Genomic DNA, 15452 nt, shown 5'->3' with positions numbered 1-15452 from the left:
TCGGTATTGAAGGTTGACACGCGGCCGCCCGGGCATGGTTAATCGGTCGGCAAGTTGTTCGTACGCTGTTGTTCCCTCCAATAATTATTCTGGAGCTTCAGATGTCTGCGCCACACGATCACGTCTCAAACGCCGAATCCTCCGTGTTATCGCTTGAAGCGCTGACACAACTGCTCGAAACGATTTTTCTGCGTCACGGCACTTCTGCCGAGGTCGCCCGAGTCCTGGCCGCCAACTGCGCCAACGCCGAGCGCGACGGTGCCCACAGCCATGGCGTGTTCCGCATTCCCGGTTACGTCTCGACCCTGAGCAGCGGCTGGGTCAATGGACATGCCGTGCCTCAGGTCGAAGATATCGCCCCCGGATTTGTCCGCGTCGATGCCGGTAACGGTTTCGCCCAACCGGCATTGGCCGCCGCCAGACCATTGCTGGTAGAGAAGGCGCGGCATGCCGGCATCGCGGTGTTGGCGATTCGCAATTCCCATCACTTTGCGGCGCTGTGGCCGGATGTCGAACCCTTCGCCGACGAAGGTCTGGTGGCGCTCAGCGTGGTCAACAGCATGACCTGCGTGGTACCGCACGGCGCCGATCGGCCGTTGTTCGGCACCAATCCGATAGCCTTTGCCGCACCACGTGCCGGCGCTGCACCGATCGTCTTCGATCTGGCCACCAGCGCAATCGCCCATGGCGACGTACAAATCGCTGCACGCAAAGGTGAGAAGTTACCGGCAGGCATGGGCGTCGACAGCCTCGGTCAGCCCACCCAGGACCCCAAGGCGATTCTCGAAGGTGGAGCGTTGTTGCCGTTTGGCGGGCACAAGGGCTCGGCGCTGTCGATGATGGTGGAATTGTTGGCGGCGGCGCTGACTGGCGGCAACTTCTCCTTCGAGTTCGACTGGTCGAATCATCCCGGGGCGAAAACCCCATGGACCGGGCAGTTGCTGATCGTTATCGACCCGAGCAAGGCTGCCGGGCAGAGTTTTGCCGAGCGCAGTGAAGAGCTGGTGCGGCAGATGCACGGGGTCGGGCTCAAGCGTTTGCCGGGCGATCGTCGGCATTTGCAGCGGGCGAAGTCGTTGGCTGAGGGAATCGTGCTGGATCAGCAGGCGCTGGCGCAGTTGCGGGAACTGGCTGCTGATTGAGTTGACTGGTAATACATATGTAGCGAGGGGATTTATCCCCGATGGCCTGCACAGCAGGCCCGGCTTTTAATTTAAAAGCGGGGGCCACTTCGTGCCCCATCGGGGATAAATCCCCTCACCACAATGAGTTCAAACTCAGGTGCGAGTTTCTGCTCAAAATTATTTTGCTTAACGACGGCCGAGCAACAAGCCAACCACCAGACCGAAACCGGCGGAAATCGCCACGGTCTGCCATGGATGGCCGCCAATGTAGCTTTCGGTCGCATCGACGGCAGGTTTGGTGCGGTCGCGTACGCTGGAAACCGAATCCAGCGCCTGTTGCAGTTTCAGGGCGATTTGCCCGCGCAGGGTCTCCGCTTCTTCACCGACCAGTGAGGCGCTGCTCTTGAGCAGTTTGTCGGACTCTTCGATCAGAGCCTGAAGTTCGCTGAAGGCTTGATCCTTGATTTGGTCTTCGGCGGCTTGCACGGCGGATTTCCGGGCCATTGGGTGACTCCTTGCAGTTGAATGGACAGTGATCAATGGAGTGTGGCGCTTTGTAAAAAGTTGCACTGAATTTAGCCCGTGAACAAAAACCTGCACGGGAGATTTCCGTCGAGCGTGTAAGATGTCGCCATTTTACGCAGCAGGATAATTCCCCATGAGTTTCAATCTGGCCGACAAATCCCTCGCAGAGCGCGCCGCGCTGGAAGATGAGAAATCCCGTCTGTTCGAACTCTGGCAGAACAATCTGGGCAAAGCCAAAGGCGAAGCCGCGCGTTTGTTCGGCGAGCGCGCCAAGCGCAAGGGCAAGTGGGCCGAGTGGGTCCGCGCGGAACTGGACGGCATGTCGCCACCCGAGTTCGCCAACATGGTGCGCAGTGAAGTCAATCGCCTGATGGCGGCGAACAAGTAACGCCGCCTCAGTCGGGGGCGAAACACGCGACAATCGCCTCGCGGACCTTCACCACCACCGGGTCGATCTGCGTGCTGGTGCGCCAGCCCAGTTCGATCGGGTAACGCGGCAAGGCCAGCGGGCAGGGCAACAACGCCAGACCGGTAAGCGCGGCGATACTTTCGGCGGCATGTGCCGGGATCGTCGCCACGGCCTGACTGCCCTTGAGCAGATGAGGCAGTGCAGCAAAATGCGTGGTCGACGCGCATACCCGGCGACTCATCCCCACCGCTGCCAGCCCCTCATCGGTAATCCCGATAAAACCGCCGGACGACACCAGAATGTGCTCGCGGTCGACGAACTCGTGCAGAGTGATCTGCTGCTGGCCGGGCGCAAGGCTCGCCGAATCCACCAGACAGGCGTAACCCCCTTCACCCAAGACCTGACGGCTGAGCAGGCGTTCGGCAAAGCCACCGGCGGTTATCGCCAGATCGATACTGCGTTCCATCAGGGCGCGGGCGACGATCTGGCTATGCGTCTGGCGGAAAATCAGCCGCAGTTTCGGCGCGCTTCGGGCGATTTCCTCGATCAAGCGACGGCCATAGGCGATTTCAAAGTCGTCCGACAAGCCAACGGTCACCGAACGCCCGTCGTATTGATTGGCCGCCGGGTCGACCATCGCCAGGCTTTGTCGGCATTTGTTCAGGGCCTCGCTGACCACCGGTTTGAGCTGATTGGCCCTGAGCGTCGGCGCGAGTCCCCGGCCGGTGCGCACAAACAGTTGATCGCCATACACCTCACGCAAGCGCCGCAACGCCGCGCTGACGGCCGATTGCGTCACGCCCAGGCGCAACGCTGCACGGCTGGCACTGGATTCCTCATGCAGCGCTTCGAAGACTTTCAGCAGGTTGAGGTCGACATTGGCGATATTCATCTGGCTCATATCATTCAGCAGTGATCGGGGCTTTATTCATGATCCCGTGGCGCCGGAGAATCAGCAACACTTGAATCGGATGGAGTGACCGCGATGCCAAAGTCAATTGTTGCTGCCCTGCAAATCGGCTCTCTGCCCGGTGGCAAGGGCGAAACCCTGGAGCAGATTCTGGGCTGGGAGGCGGCGATCATCGAGTCCGGCGCGGCGTTGGTGGTGATGCCGGAAGCGTTGCTCGGTGGTTATCCGAAAGGCGAAGGCTTCGGCACGCAGCTGGGTTATCGGTTGCCGGAAGGTCGCGAGGCGTATGCGCGTTATTTCGCCAATGCGATTGATGTACCCGGGGCAGAAACCGAAGCCTTGGCCGGTCTGTCGGCGCGTACCGGCGCCAATCTGGTGATCGGCGTGATCGAGCGCGCCGGCAGCACCTTGTATTGCACGGTGCTGTATTTCGATCCGCAGACCGGACTGGTAGCCAGGCACCGCAAACTGATGCCCACGGGCACCGAACGGCTGATCTGGGGCAAGGGCGATGGCTCGACATTGCCTGTGCTCGACACGCAGGTCGGCAAACTCGGCGCGGTGGTGTGCTGGGAAAACATGATGCCGCTGCTGCGCACAGCGATGTACGCCAAGGGCATTGAAGTCTGGTGCGCGCCGACCGTGGATGAGCGTGAAATGTGGCAGGTGAGCATGCGCCACATCGCCCATGAGGGCCGTTGCTTTGTGGTCAGTGCCTGTCAGGTGCAGGCGTCGCCGAATCAACTGGGCGTGGAGATTGCCAACTGGCCGGCGGATCGTCCGTTGATTGCCGGTGGCAGTGTGATCGTCGGGCCGATGGGCGACGTACTCGCAGGGCCGTTGCGTGGGGAGGCGGGGTTGCTGACGGCCGAAATCGATACGGCAGACCTGGTTCGCGCCCGGTATGACTACGACGTGGTCGGCCATTACGCCCGGCCCGATATCTTCGAGCTGAGCGTCGACGAACGCGCCAAACCGGGGGTGCGCTTCAACACATGACGTTCGGGCTTGACACATAACATGTGGGAGCTGGCTTGCCAGCGATGGCGGCAGGTCAAACAACAGTGATGTTGGCAGATAAGCCCCCATCGCTGGCAAGCCAGCTCCCACAGGGTTCAGAGATCCAGGGTTCAGGGATCACTTCTGTTGCAGCCATTCCTCGCGGGTGATTTCCCAGAGATCCCGAGCAAAGCGCCCTCCGACAAAATTGTCTTCGTCGCTGCGAATCAGGCGCATGCCGGCGCGTTCGGAGAGGCGGCGCGAGCCGATATTCGGCGCCGCTTTCGGCACTCGCATCACCGGGCGAGCAAGGGTTCCAAACCAGTGGTCAGTCACGGCCACACAGGCCTCGGTCATCAGCCCCTGACCTTGCCAGGCCGGTGCCAGCCAAAGTCCACGGTTGTTGTCTGCTTGATCCATCAGGCTGATATTGCCGATCAACTGTTGCGGCGCGGTCTTCGGGCGAATCGACCAATGCCATTCCTTGCCGGCGGCCATCGCCGGTAGCGCGATGTCACGCAGGTAGGTGAGGGCGCCATCCTCCGGGTACGGCCACGGCACGGCGGCGTTCAGGTAGCGCACCACTTCCCAGTGGGCAAACTGCTGTTGTACAGCGTGGGCATCCGCCAGCTCCAGCGGACGCAGGACCAGCCGTTCGGTGTACAACGTCGGTGTGTCTTCCATAAACCTGCGGCCTCCATGTGTGTCTGTGTTGAACGACGCAGACTACCGCATCTTTACCAGGTCGCGGCGCTGGCTTTGGGCAGGCTCAGTTTGCCGCTGTCGGTAAAGCGCATGGTGCCGAACAGCCCGCCGGCGAGCTTGCCGCGCAGCACGTAAGGCAGGTTGTCGAGGGTTTGTGTCTGGCTCAGACCGAGGGTCTGGCGTAGCACCGAGAATGCGGAAACGCTGACCGGCACACTGACCACGGTTTCAGAGAAGCGCGCGATCGTACCGCTCTGGTCACTGACGCCTGAGGCCAGCGGGTGGCCGTTGACTTCAAGATCCAGGGCAATGCCGTTGTAATCGATGGCGGTTTCGTTGGGGTTTTGCACGCGCAGTTTGATGGCGAAGCGCACTTCCAGATCCTGGCTGGTCAGTGGCTCGATGCCGACCACGTTGATATTGACCGGATCACGATTGGGAAACAGCGCGCAGGCACTGAGCGACAACAGCAGTAGCAACAGGATGACGGCGTGCAAACGGCGCATAAAAATCTCTCAATAAAAAAGGGCTGAACCGTTGCCGGCTCAGCCCTTTTTATTGGCGAAGCTTTTAGCGGTTCAACTGTGCGACAGCCGCAGCCGAGGCAGGTTCACCCTTGGCCGGGACGTCCGGGTTTTCCATGACCTGAAGAATAGAGGCTTCCGGATCGAAGTCGTCTTCTTCCAGCTCGATGAATTCCTCCGGCAGGAAAATGTTCAGCACGATAGCGCACAAGGCACCGACGGTGATCGGCGATTCAAAGATGTTGCGCAAAGCCTGCGGCAGTTCGCGCAGCACTTCCGGAACAGCGGCGATGCCCAGGCCCATCCCCAGGGAAATCGCCACGATGAGCATGTTGCGTCGATGCAGGCCGGCCTCGGCGAGAATCTTGATCCCGGCCACGGCGACGGTGCCGAACATCACCAGTTCCGCACCGCCGAGCACCGGTTTCGGCATCAGTTGCAGAACAGCGCCAATCATCGGGAACAGCCCCAACACCACCAGCAGGCCGGCGATAAAGAACGCCACGTAACGGCTGGCCACGCCGGTGAGCTGAATCACCCCGTTGTTCTGTGCGAAGGTCACCATCGGCATGCTGTTGAACACAGCGGCCATGGCCGAGTTGAGGCCGTCGGCGAGCAGGCCGGACTTGATCCGGCGGATGTACAGCGGGCCTTTCACCGGTTGCCGGGAGATCATCGAGTTGGCGGTCAGGTCGCCGGCGGCTTCCAGCGGCGACACGAGGAAAATTACCGCCACGGGCACGAACGCCACCCAGTCGAAGTTGAAACCGTACTTGAACGGTACGGGCACGCTGACCAGCGGCACCTCGGGCATCGTCGCGAAATCCACGGTACCCATCAGCCACGCCACCACGTAGCCGAGGGTCAGGCCGATGACGATGGCACCCAGACGCAGAAACGGTACGTCGACGCGGTTCAGCACAACGATGGTGCCGATCACCAGCGCCGCGAGGAAGATGTGGCTGGCGGCGCCCAGGTCAGGCGCGCCGAAACCGCCGGCAATGTCGGTCATTGCCACTTTGATCAGCGACAAGCCCATCAGGGTGATGATCGTGCCCGTCACCACCGGGGTGATCAGCATGCGCAGTTTGCCGATGAACTGGCTCAGGACCACCTCGATGAACGCGGCGAAGAAGCACACGCCAAAGATCGTCGAGAGGATTTCATCGGTGCCGCCGCCGCGCGCCTTGACCATGAAACCGGCGCTGAGAATCACGCTGATAAAGGAAAAACTCGTCCCTTGCAGGCACAGCAGCCCCGAACCGACCGGGCCGAAGCGCTTGGCTTGCACGAAGGTGCCGAGGCCGGAGACGAACAGCGCCATGCTGATCAAATACGGAATTTCGCTTTGCAGGCCGAGGGCACCGCCCATGATCAGGGTCGGGGTGATGATGCCGACGAAACTGGCGAGCACATGCTGCAGTGCGGCAAATACGGTCGCGGTGAGGTGCGGGCGGTCGTTGAGGCCGTAGATCAGATCGTTGTTGCGCGGGACTTTTTCAGAGACGGTCATGGTGTTTTGCGCGCCGTGAGGCGAGGCCGGGTCAAAAAATGGAGGCGCAGAATGCCGGAAGAGGGCGGCGAGGGCAACGCATTAAAACTGCCTGAAAGGTCAGGTTTTATTGGGGCAAGCGGGTTTGAACATAGCCATCAGACCAACAGAGAACTTTGTGGCGAGGGGATTTATCTGTGGTGAGGGGATTTATCCCCGATGGACTGCGCAGCAGGCCCATTCTTTCAGGGCACAGAGCTGGGGGCGCTGCGCACCCCATCGGGGATAAATCCCCTCGCCACAGGGGGGTATTCTCAAAGGTTGTTCAAGCAAACGCCGCGAGCAAATCCTCTTCAAAGGCCTTCTGCGCGTCCCCCGGCACCTGCGCGCGATGGCGGGCCAGATGAAATGCCACCTCGAAACTCAATTCGCCCTCACGCACCGGCCGCAACAAGCCTTTGGCCTGCCAGTCACGCGCATAGTGATCCGGCAGATAACCGACATGCTTGCCCGACAAGATAAACGCCAGCGTCCCCTCGACCTGCTCCGAGCGCGCCGAACAGTGCTTGCCCTGAAACGGCTCATCCGAACGCAAAAACCGATACGGGTGATCGACCCGGTCACAAGCCTCTATTGCCGCATCGCTGGGCGCCTCATCCGTGAACAACGGATGCCCGGGCGCGCAATACAAATGCTGGGTTTCACTGAACAACTGGCGGTAGTCGAAGGCACTCTGTACCTGCGAGAAGTAGCCGATCGCCAGATCCAGCCGCTGTTGCAGCAGCAAGCGCTCCATCTCGCCTGGCATTGCGCTGATCAACTCGATACGCACCGATTGATCGCGCTCACGAAAACGGCGTATCGCCTCGGCGACGCGTTGCAGCACCGATTGATCGACGGCCTCGGAAATACCCAACCGCACTTCACCGATCAATCGCCCGGCGACGCCGTTGGATTGATGGCGGAAGGTTTCAATCGACTCAAACAGGCTGCGCACAGCGATCAGTAACTGCTCACCTTTGGGGGTGACACTGAAACCGCCCTTGCCACGGCTGCACAGCCGATAGCCGAGACGGGTTTCCAGTTTGGCCATCTGCTGGCTGATGCTCGATTGGCTCAGGCCCAGTTCGCCTTGCGCGGCACTGAAGCCCCCGCACTCGACCACCCGCACGAACAGGCGCAACAGCTGCAGATCGACGTCGTGAAGCTGTCCGAGCATCACATTACTCCGCGATAAAGTCAGGTTAACAAACTTGGAATTTTGCCAATGTATCCGAGCGCGCATCCTGTCACCACTTCCTCCGGTCAGGTGTTCGTCATGGCTCCCATGTTCAAGCTGTGTTTCCCCGCGCTGTTGTTGTCCGTGGCCATCAGTGCCCAGGCCGAGGACCAAACCCTCAATCTCTACAGCTGGGCCGATTACGTGCCGCCGCAGACTCTGCAGCGTTTCGAACAGCAAACCGGGATCCACGTGCGCTACGACACGTTCGATACCTCGGAAGTGCTGGAAACCAAATTGCTTACCGGCGGCAGTGGGTACGACGTTGTGGTGCCGTCCTCCAGCGTGCTGGCCCGTGGGCTGGCAGCCGGGGCGCTGAAAGAGATTCCCCACGACGGGCTCAAGGGCTACGCCAATCTTGATGCCGATCTGCTGGAGAAACTTGCCGCCGTCGACCCGGGTAATCGCTACGGCGTTCCGTACACCTGGGGCACGCTCGGCTTGGGCATGAACGTCGAAGCGGTCAAGCAACGTCTTCCGAACGTGCCGCTGAACAGTCTCGACTTGCTGTTCAAACCCGAATACGCCAGCAAGCTCAAGGACTGCGGCATCGCGATTCTCGATTCGCCGCAGGAAGTGATCGGTCTGGCGCTGCACTACCTCGGCAAAGATCCCTACAGCACCGACAAGCAGGATCTGGCCGCCGCCGAAGCGTTGTTGCAAAAGCTTCAGCCGTCGGTGCTGTACGTCGCCACCGGCCGGCAGATCAACGATCTGGCCAGCGGTAACGTGTGCCTGGCCCTGACCTACAACGGTGACGCGAGCATGGCCGCCGATCAGGCGCGCAAGGCCAACAAGCCGTATGAAGTCGCTTATCGCATTCCCAAGGAAGGCACGTTGATCTGGCAGGACAACCTGGCGATCCCCAAGGACGCGCCGCACCCCGAAGCGGCGCGGGCGTTTATCGAGTTCATGTTGCGTCCCGACTCGGTGGCGGAACTGACCAACACGCTGTTTTTCGCCACCGCCAACCAGGCCGCGACGCCGCTGGTGGATGAAGCGGTGCGCAACGACCCTGACATCTACCCGCCGAACGCAGTGCGCGAACGCCTGTACGCCGACCGCAGCATGAGTCTCAAGGACATGCGTCAGCGCACGCGTCTGTGGACCACGTTCCGTAGCCATCAATAACTCAACAATGACAACCAGGAGCACACCGATGGATCAGCCCATGCTCAACGACCAGGCTTTGACCCGTGACAGCCTGTACGGCACTGCCGCCGAAAGCACCTACGCCGGCATCACCAGTTTCATGCGCCGCCGCTACAGCCGCGACCTACGCGGTGTCGACGTAGCGGTCAGCGGCGTGCCGTTCGACACCGCCACCAGCAACCGGCCGGGCGCCCGTTTCGGGCCACGGGGGATACGCGCTGCGTCCACCGGGATTGCCTGGGAGCGCCATTGGCCATGGGCGTTTGACCCGTTCGATCAGCTGGCGGTGATCGATTACGGCGACTGTGATTTCGATTACGGCTCGCCCCACAGCATCCCGGAAAGCATCGAGGCCCACGCCGAACATATTCTCAATGCCGGCAGCGCCATGCTGACCTTCGGTGGCGACCACTTCATCAGTTATCCACTGCTCAAGGCGCATGCCCGCAAGCACGGCACGCTGTCGCTGATCCACTTCGATGCGCACAGCGACACATGGCCGGACGAGGAGGGCAAGCGTGTCGATCACGGCACCATGTTCTGGCATGCGGCGCGCGAAGGTCTGGTCGATCCGGCGCGTTCGGTGCAGATCGGCTTGCGTACCACCAATGACGATCATCAGGGTTTTCAGGTGCTCGACGCCCGGCAAGTGCATCGGCGTGGCTGCGAGGCAATCGTCGAAGCGATTCGCGCACGCGTCGGCGATAACCCGGTGTATCTGACGTTCGACATCGATTGCCTCGATCCGGCGTTCGCTCCCGGCACCGGCACCCCGGTGTGCGGCGGTTTGAGCACGGTGCAGGCGCTGGAGATACTGGGTGGTTTGCGCGGGATCAATCTGGTGGGCATGGACGTGGTGGAAGTGGCGCCGGCTTACGATCATGCAGAAGTCACTTCGTTAGCCGCCGCTACATTGGCTATGGAAATGCTCTGTCTCTATGCCGCCCGGCACAAAGTCGACCTCTAAAACGCCCAGCTCCTACAGGGGCGACGCGAGGCGGGGGATGTGTTGCCCGGGGAGCATCGTGCATACTGCCGCGCATGACTTTCGACTCTCCGCTAAGCGCCTGGCAGCACGCCATCGAACACACGGGTTTCATCCAGGATGAAGCTCAGGAACATGCTGTCTGGGCGTTGCAAAAATGCCACGAAGCCTTGCACGCCGGTGCCCGTTCGGTCACCGGCGTTTATCTGTGGGGCCCGGTGGGGCGCGGCAAGACCTGGCTAATGGATCAGTTTTATCAGAGCCTGCGAGTGCCGGCGCGGCGTCAGCATTTCCATCATTTCATGGGCTGGGTGCATCAGCGTTCGTTCCAGTTGACCGGGATCGCCGATCCACTGCGCGCACTGGCCAAAGAGCTGGCAGCCGAAGTGCGGGTGTTGTGCTTCGATGAACTGTTCGTCAACGACATTGGCGATGCGATCATTCTCGGCCGGCTGTTTCAGGTGATGTTTGACGAAGGTGTGGTGGTGGTCTGTACCTCGAACCTGCCACCGGATGACCTGTATGCCGATGGCTTCAATCGCGACCGTTTTGTTCCGGCGATCGCTGCGATCAAGGCGCATATGCAGGTGGTCGCGGTAAATGGCGCCGAGGATCATCGGCTGCATCCGGGCACTATCGAACAGCGCTACTTTATTGCTGCGCCGGGAGCCGCCAGTGCATTGGCAGAGGTTTTTCGAGTGCTGACCTCAGGGCAGTCGAGCAGCGCGGAACCGGTGCCGGTCGGGCATCGTGTGCTCAATGTGGTGCAGGCCAGTGAAAGCGTTATCTGGTGTCGCTACGCTGACCTCTGCGAGCAGCCATTCGCCGCCATGGATTTCATCGCGCTGTGCGACCGCTACCGGGCTATCCTGTTGAGCGAAGTGCCGAACCTCAGCGCACAGAAACGCGAAGGGCGCATCGCGCGCGGCACCGAAGACGGTGCGCAGCGGGTGGTGGCGGGTGACCGCGAGTTGCCGCAATTGTCGGTTCACGACGATGGCGTGCGGCGTTTCATCGCGTTGGTCGACGAGTGCTACGACCGCAAGGTGCCGTTGTACATCGAGGCTCAAGTGTCAATGGATGCGCTGTACACCGAGGGTTATCTGGAATTCCCGTTCCGCCGCACCCTCAGCCGTTTGCAGGAGATGCAGCTACAGCGCTTTGCCGAAGCTTGAGTGAAGAGGGCGCCGACATGAGCCAACCGTTATCACATCATCTGTTGACCATGGCTTACCAGAATGCGTGGGCCAATCACCGCTTGGCCAAGGCCTGGACGCAACTCGATGAGCATGATCTGGTAGCGCCGCGAGTGAGTTTTTTCCCGAGCATCCGCCTGACCCTCAATCACATTCTTGCCTGTGACTGGTTCTACGTGGACGCGCTTGAACGCGAGCTGCGCGGGGCCGAGCCGCACCCCGACTGCTATGTGTTTTTCAGCGTGGACGAGCCGTTTACCGACGGCCCGCAACTGCGCGAAGAGCAGGCCCATGTCGATAGACGGCTAATCGCCTATTGCGAGCAACTGCGCGATGCCGATCTGGCCCGGATCGTGACCATTGCCCGCGATACACCGCAGCATGACAGCCGCCTGCGCATGCTTTCGCACCTGTTCGAACACCAGATCCATCATCGTGGGCAAGTGCATGCGATGCTCAGCGACACCTCGGTAAAACCGCCGCAACTGGACGAATTTTTCTGCGTCGGTGAAGCGGCATTACGCGCAGAAGACTTCGCCGAACTGGGCTGGACCGAAGAACTGATCTGGGGTCACTGAGAAACCCCTGCCTGAAATCTGCCTGTGGTGAGGGGATTTATCCCCGATGGCGTGCGCAGCAGGCCCACTTTTGATTTAAAAAAGGGCTGCTTCGCACCCCCATCGGGGCGGTGCGACGTTTCGCTAAATCCCCTCACTACAGGGTTGTTTGCTGTACCACGCTCGCGCTAAGGTCGGGACAGCCTTTCAGCAAGCACTTTGCGCGCCGGGGCTTTTGTGTGTTTGAGGATGGAAATGGATTCCACAGAAATTCTTGTGCTTCAAGCCAGCTACAGCAATCCAACGCACGCCGAAGCCATCGGTATCGTGCTCAATCATTACGCCGAAGACCCTATGGGCGGTGGCCATTCTCTCGACCCTGATCTGCTGCGTCGTCTGCCCGAAGAACTGGCTTGCCGGCCGCATGCGTTCAGTGTGCTGGCCTTTGTCGGTGGTGAACCGGCGGGGCTGGTTAACTGCTTTGAAGGGTTTTCCACATTTGCCTGCAAACCGTTGGTCAACGTCCATGACGTGATGGTGGTGAACGAGTTTCGCGGTCTCGGTCTGAGCCAGACAATGCTGCAGAAAGTCGAGGAAATCGCCCGCCAGCGCGGCTGCTGCAAGATCACCCTCGAAGTGTTGGAAGGCAATACTGTGGCCCAGAATTCCTATAGCAAATTCGGCTTCGCGCCCGGTATGTTCAATCCGGATCACGGACGCATGCTGTTCTGGATCAAAAACCTTTAGCCATAAAAAAAGGCGCCCGAAAAGGGCGCCCAACTGTCTTCTCCCAGGCCAGAGCGGAGCCATGAGAGGTCCATCGGTTGCTCGGTCAATCTCAGTCGCGATAGGACTCGGTCACTTGCGCCGTCTGATCGGCGGGAACGCGAATTTCTTTCGCGTTGTCGTCGCTCTTCTGCTCGCTCTGGGCCTGGTGGACAGGGAAGTTGTCGTAGTAATAACGCATGCGCTCAGCGCCACCTTCGGCGAAGACGCTGGCAGAACCGAGGGCAAACACCCCGGCAAGGATTACGGTAGTGATTTTCATGGTGCCTCCTACTGAACAAGTGGGAGCCGTTCGTCCATGAAGCAGATCTCGGAAGCGAGTCTGGGTGGCCTGAATTAACACCGGGTTAACGCCCCCTCAGTGTGGTTTTTGCAGCATGTTGCCGGGCGCTGTCTGACAGACGCGGCGCACATCAGGCCAAGGTGCACCGCGCCAGAGGTGAAGGGGTCAAAGCTTCCAGTCGAGACTCAGCGTCACTGTGCGCGGATCGCCCCAGTACACGCCGTTATAGAAGCCGACGTTGTCGTAATACTTCTTGTCGAACAGGTTGTTGACGTTCAGCGACGCCGACAGGTGCCGATCAAGTTCGTACCGCGACATCAGATTGACCACTGTGTAGGCGCTCTGGTTGATTCGTGCCTCTTCAGTGTCGAGGCCGACCGGCCGGCTTGAGGTGCCATATACATCGCTTTGCCAGTTCACCGCACCGCCCACGGTCAGGGCCTGCCATTCGCCCGGCAAACGGTACGCCGTGGAGACGCGTAACAGGTTCATCGGCTGATTGGTGTTGGTGCGCTCGCTCTCGCCGTTCACCGAGTGGGTATAGGTGTAACCGGCGGTCATGTTCCAGCCCTGGAGGACTTCCCCGGACACTTCGGCCTCAAAACCGTTGACCTTGTTGCCCTTGCCGCCGGATTTATAGAACTGTTCGCGGGTAACCGGATCCGCCGGTACCGAGTTATCGAGTTCGGCGACGTTGTCCTGTTTGCTCCAGAACACCGCCGTTGAAAGGTTCAGGCGCTCCTCCAGCAAACTGCCCTTGATGCCCACTTCATAGTTTTTGCCAACCACCGGGTCGATGTACTTGCGATTCTTGTCGCGGTTGCCCTGGGGTTTGAAGATGTCGGTGTAGCTCACGTACGCGGTGTATTCCGGGGTCAGGTCATACAACAGGCCAGCGTAAGGCGTCCATACGTCGTTCTGTTTCTGACGGGTGTAATCGACTTTGCTCAGTTGCCGATTGGCGTCGTAACGGTTGCTGGTGCTGGAGGCTTCCCAACTGCCGTATCGGCTGCCCAGCACCGCGTGCAACTCATCAGTCAGGCTCAGGCGCGTGGCGATGTATCCGGCCTTTTGTCGGGTATTGTCCTTCGAGCTGGTGAGGTCGGTGACGGTGTCGCTGAATTTTGCGATGTCACCCATGTATTTCCAGTCGCGGATGGTTGCGTAATCCTTGGGGCGCGCACCGGCAATGGTGTAAGGGGAGTTTGAGCGGCGCTCCGCCTCACCGTAGCCGAACATCATTTCGTGCTCACGCCCCAGCAGCGAGTAAGGACCGGAGACGTTGAAGTCATACGCCTGCATTTTCTGCGTGCCGATCATGTGCGAGGTGTAGGCGTTCATGCCGCTGCGGTCGGCCTCGGGGAAACCGCCTCCGCCGTAATAGACCTTGCCGTCACTGTTGCTGTCGCGATGGGTGTACGCCGCTTTCAGGTGCCAGCCGCCGGCCAGTTGCTGATCGAGGGTGGCGAATGCGGTTTTGTCTTGCAGCGGCCAGGAGCTCCAGGACGTCGCCATGTTGGTCGAACGCCCCAGACCGGCCTTGCCGCCATCGGCATTCCAGTAGGGTACGGTGCCCCATGATGAGCCTTGCACGTGCTTGTTCTGATAGTCGTAACCGACCGCCAGCACCGTGGAGTCGGTCAAGTCGGCCTCCAGCACGCCGTAACCGACTTCGCGTTGCAGCGCGTATTTGTCTTTGATCGACTGGTTGTCGCGATAGGCCAACACCGTCCGCCCGCGCAAGCGCCCGTCGAAAGCCAACGGCCCGCCGACGTCGACGTAGCTGTAGTAATTGTCGTAGCTGCCGCCACTGACTCCGGCCAGCGCCTGCCATTGCGCGGTCGGACGCTTGCGCACCATGTTGATGGTCGCCGAAGGATCGCCCGCACCCGTCGTCAGCCCGGTGGCGCCGCGTACCACCTCGATGCGGTCGTAAATGATGGTGTCGGCATCGGTCTTCATGCGATCGAAGGTGTTGAGCATTCCGTCGATCTGGAAGTTTTCGATCGAATAACCGCGCGCCGAATAGTCGACCCGGTCGGAGTCCATGTGCTGCACAACCACGCCCGTGGTCTGGCGCATGGCCTCGGACAATGTACCGAGCTTGAAATCATCCATTTGCTGACGCGTCACCACGGACACCGATTGCGGGGTTTCCTTGATCGACAGGTTCATCCGCGTCGCGGTGCTCATGGCGCCGGTGGTATAGGCGCTGGTATTTTCAGTGGTGGTGCCCAAACCTTGTGCGGTGACGCTGGTCGATGCCAGCTCCAGCGCCGTGGCGGCGGGTTCCGGCGGCTTTTCCGTTTCGGATTCAGCCAGCAGATCGGGGCTCAGGGCGGCTCCACAGAGGCCGAGCGTGAGGGTCATGGAACGGGTGATGGGCGCGAACATCGCAGCCGACTCCTTGTCTTCGAGGGAAAAAATCCGTTTGCTCAAAGACGAAGCGCCAGCCTGAGATTTAGTATCAAACGCGAAACATTATTGTTTGGAGGTGTGGCGGGCAAGAAAAAGGGGCCGGTTTCG

Annotated in this window: 16 protein-coding genes; 8 read left to right on the top strand and 8 right to left on the bottom strand. The window is 60.3% G+C overall.

Going from position 1 to position 15452, the window contains the following annotated elements; all coding sequences use genetic code 11:
- Positions 1-101: 101 nt before the first annotated feature.
- Positions 102-1142, top strand: coding sequence for an Ldh family oxidoreductase (locus KI231_RS15170; RefSeq protein WP_212808932.1), 1041 nt, complete (start codon positions 102-104; stop codon positions 1140-1142).
- Positions 1143-1310: 168 nt separating this feature from the next.
- Here KI231_RS15170 and KI231_RS15165 read toward each other — a convergent pair whose 3' ends face one another.
- Positions 1311-1628, bottom strand: a complete 318-nt coding sequence (locus KI231_RS15165; RefSeq protein WP_016982860.1) for an ElaB/YgaM/YqjD family protein — start codon at positions 1626-1628, stop codon at positions 1311-1313.
- A gap of 154 nt (positions 1629-1782) precedes the next feature.
- Here KI231_RS15165 and KI231_RS15160 point away from each other — a divergent pair, with 154 nt between their 5' ends.
- Positions 1783-2037 carry a hypothetical protein gene (locus KI231_RS15160; RefSeq protein ID WP_038363082.1) on the top strand — a complete coding sequence of 85 codons (255 nt, stop codon included), beginning with the start codon at positions 1783-1785 and terminating at the stop codon, positions 2035-2037.
- 7 nt (positions 2038-2044) lie between these two features.
- Here the strand turns inward: KI231_RS15160 and KI231_RS15155 are convergent, their stop codons facing one another.
- The gene (locus KI231_RS15155) at positions 2045-2959 is read right to left on the bottom strand and encodes a LysR family transcriptional regulator (protein WP_212808931.1); all 915 of its coding nucleotides are present in this window, start codon (positions 2957-2959) and stop codon (positions 2045-2047) included.
- Positions 2960-3043: 84 nt separating this feature from the next.
- Between KI231_RS15155 and KI231_RS15150 the strand changes: the two genes are divergently transcribed.
- Positions 3044-3967 (top strand): carbon-nitrogen hydrolase family protein, encoded by a 924-nt coding sequence (locus tag KI231_RS15150; protein ID WP_212808930.1) that lies wholly within the window; start codon positions 3044-3046, stop codon positions 3965-3967.
- Between the two features lie 138 nt (positions 3968-4105).
- Here KI231_RS15150 and KI231_RS15145 read toward each other — a convergent pair whose 3' ends face one another.
- The 4 genes from KI231_RS15145 to KI231_RS15130 all read right to left on the bottom strand — a co-directional run bounded on the left by KI231_RS15145 (position 4106) and on the right by KI231_RS15130 (position 7907).
- Positions 4106-4651, bottom strand: coding sequence for a GNAT family N-acetyltransferase (locus KI231_RS15145; protein ID WP_212808929.1), 546 nt, complete (start codon positions 4649-4651; stop codon positions 4106-4108).
- Between the two features lie 53 nt (positions 4652-4704).
- Positions 4705-5178 carry an LEA/WHy family protein gene (locus KI231_RS15140; RefSeq protein WP_212808928.1) on the bottom strand — a complete coding sequence of 158 codons (474 nt, stop codon included), beginning with the start codon at positions 5176-5178 and terminating at the stop codon, positions 4705-4707.
- Between the two features lie 64 nt (positions 5179-5242).
- Complete coding sequence (locus KI231_RS15135; protein WP_103302107.1) at positions 5243-6709, bottom strand: nucleobase:cation symporter-2 family protein; 1467 nt, start codon at positions 6707-6709, stop codon at positions 5243-5245.
- 304 nt (positions 6710-7013) lie between these two features.
- Entirely contained in the window at positions 7014-7907 is an 894-nt protein-coding gene (locus KI231_RS15130) for a LysR family transcriptional regulator (RefSeq protein WP_212808927.1), read from the bottom strand.
- A 99-nt stretch (positions 7908-8006) separates the two neighbouring features.
- Here KI231_RS15130 and KI231_RS15125 point away from each other — a divergent pair, with 99 nt between their 5' ends.
- The 5 genes from KI231_RS15125 to KI231_RS15105 all read left to right on the top strand — a co-directional run bounded on the left by KI231_RS15125 (position 8007) and on the right by KI231_RS15105 (position 12604).
- Positions 8007-9098, top strand: coding sequence for a polyamine ABC transporter substrate-binding protein (locus KI231_RS15125; RefSeq protein WP_212808926.1), 1092 nt, complete (start codon positions 8007-8009; stop codon positions 9096-9098).
- A 28-nt stretch (positions 9099-9126) separates the two neighbouring features.
- A complete protein-coding gene (gene speB / locus KI231_RS15120) occupies positions 9127-10086 on the top strand; it encodes an agmatinase (protein ID WP_212808925.1) in 960 nt (319 codons plus the stop codon).
- 74 nt (positions 10087-10160) lie between these two features.
- Positions 10161-11279 (top strand): cell division protein ZapE, encoded by a 1119-nt coding sequence (gene zapE, locus KI231_RS15115; RefSeq protein ID WP_212808924.1) that lies wholly within the window; start codon positions 10161-10163, stop codon positions 11277-11279.
- 17 nt (positions 11280-11296) lie between these two features.
- A complete protein-coding gene (locus KI231_RS15110) occupies positions 11297-11878 on the top strand; it encodes a DinB family protein (RefSeq protein ID WP_212808923.1) in 582 nt (193 codons plus the stop codon).
- A gap of 234 nt (positions 11879-12112) precedes the next feature.
- The gene (locus tag KI231_RS15105; RefSeq protein ID WP_212808922.1) at positions 12113-12604 is read left to right on the top strand and encodes a GNAT family N-acetyltransferase; all 492 of its coding nucleotides are present in this window, start codon (positions 12113-12115) and stop codon (positions 12602-12604) included.
- Positions 12605-12695: 91 nt separating this feature from the next.
- Here KI231_RS15105 and KI231_RS15100 read toward each other — a convergent pair whose 3' ends face one another.
- Entirely contained in the window at positions 12696-12905 is a 210-nt protein-coding gene (locus KI231_RS15100) for a hypothetical protein (protein ID WP_212808921.1), read from the bottom strand.
- 186 nt (positions 12906-13091) lie between these two features.
- The gene (locus tag KI231_RS15095; protein WP_212808920.1) at positions 13092-15320 is read right to left on the bottom strand and encodes a TonB-dependent siderophore receptor; all 2229 of its coding nucleotides are present in this window, start codon (positions 15318-15320) and stop codon (positions 13092-13094) included.
- Positions 15321-15452 lie beyond the last annotated feature (132 nt).

This window comes from Pseudomonas sp. Seg1, assembly GCF_018326005.1.
Classification (GTDB): domain Bacteria; phylum Pseudomonadota; class Gammaproteobacteria; order Pseudomonadales; family Pseudomonadaceae; genus Aquipseudomonas.
This window is presented reverse-complemented; position numbering and strand designations above follow the sequence as displayed.

Bases quoted from the DNA above. Each gene is read 5' to 3' on its own strand.
- KI231_RS15170 (WP_212808932.1), top strand. From the start codon at position 102: ATGTCTGCGCCACACGATCACGTCTCAAACGCCGAATCCTCCGTGTTA.
- KI231_RS15165 (WP_016982860.1), bottom strand. From the start codon at position 1,628: ATGGCCCGGAAATCCGCCGTGCAAGCCGCCGAAGACCAAATCAAGGAT.
- KI231_RS15160 (WP_038363082.1), top strand. From the start codon at position 1,783: ATGAGTTTCAATCTGGCCGACAAATCCCTCGCAGAGCGCGCCGCGCTG.
- KI231_RS15155 (WP_212808931.1), bottom strand. From the start codon at position 2,959: ATGAGCCAGATGAATATCGCCAATGTCGACCTCAACCTGCTGAAAGTC.
- KI231_RS15150 (WP_212808930.1), top strand. From the start codon at position 3,044: ATGCCAAAGTCAATTGTTGCTGCCCTGCAAATCGGCTCTCTGCCCGGT.
- KI231_RS15145 (WP_212808929.1), bottom strand. From the start codon at position 4,651: ATGGAAGACACACCGACGTTGTACACCGAACGGCTGGTCCTGCGTCCG.
- KI231_RS15140 (WP_212808928.1), bottom strand. From the start codon at position 5,178: ATGCGCCGTTTGCACGCCGTCATCCTGTTGCTACTGCTGTTGTCGCTC.
- KI231_RS15135 (WP_103302107.1), bottom strand. From the start codon at position 6,709: ATGACCGTCTCTGAAAAAGTCCCGCGCAACAACGATCTGATCTACGGC.
- KI231_RS15130 (WP_212808927.1), bottom strand. From the start codon at position 7,907: ATGCTCGGACAGCTTCACGACGTCGATCTGCAGCTGTTGCGCCTGTTC.
- KI231_RS15125 (WP_212808926.1), top strand. From the start codon at position 8,007: ATGGCTCCCATGTTCAAGCTGTGTTTCCCCGCGCTGTTGTTGTCCGTG.
- speB (WP_212808925.1), top strand. From the start codon at position 9,127: ATGGATCAGCCCATGCTCAACGACCAGGCTTTGACCCGTGACAGCCTG.
- zapE (WP_212808924.1), top strand. From the start codon at position 10,161: ATGACTTTCGACTCTCCGCTAAGCGCCTGGCAGCACGCCATCGAACAC.
- KI231_RS15110 (WP_212808923.1), top strand. From the start codon at position 11,297: ATGAGCCAACCGTTATCACATCATCTGTTGACCATGGCTTACCAGAAT.
- KI231_RS15105 (WP_212808922.1), top strand. From the start codon at position 12,113: ATGGATTCCACAGAAATTCTTGTGCTTCAAGCCAGCTACAGCAATCCA.
- KI231_RS15100 (WP_212808921.1), bottom strand. From the start codon at position 12,905: ATGAAAATCACTACCGTAATCCTTGCCGGGGTGTTTGCCCTCGGTTCT.
- KI231_RS15095 (WP_212808920.1), bottom strand. From the start codon at position 15,320: ATGTTCGCGCCCATCACCCGTTCCATGACCCTCACGCTCGGCCTCTGT.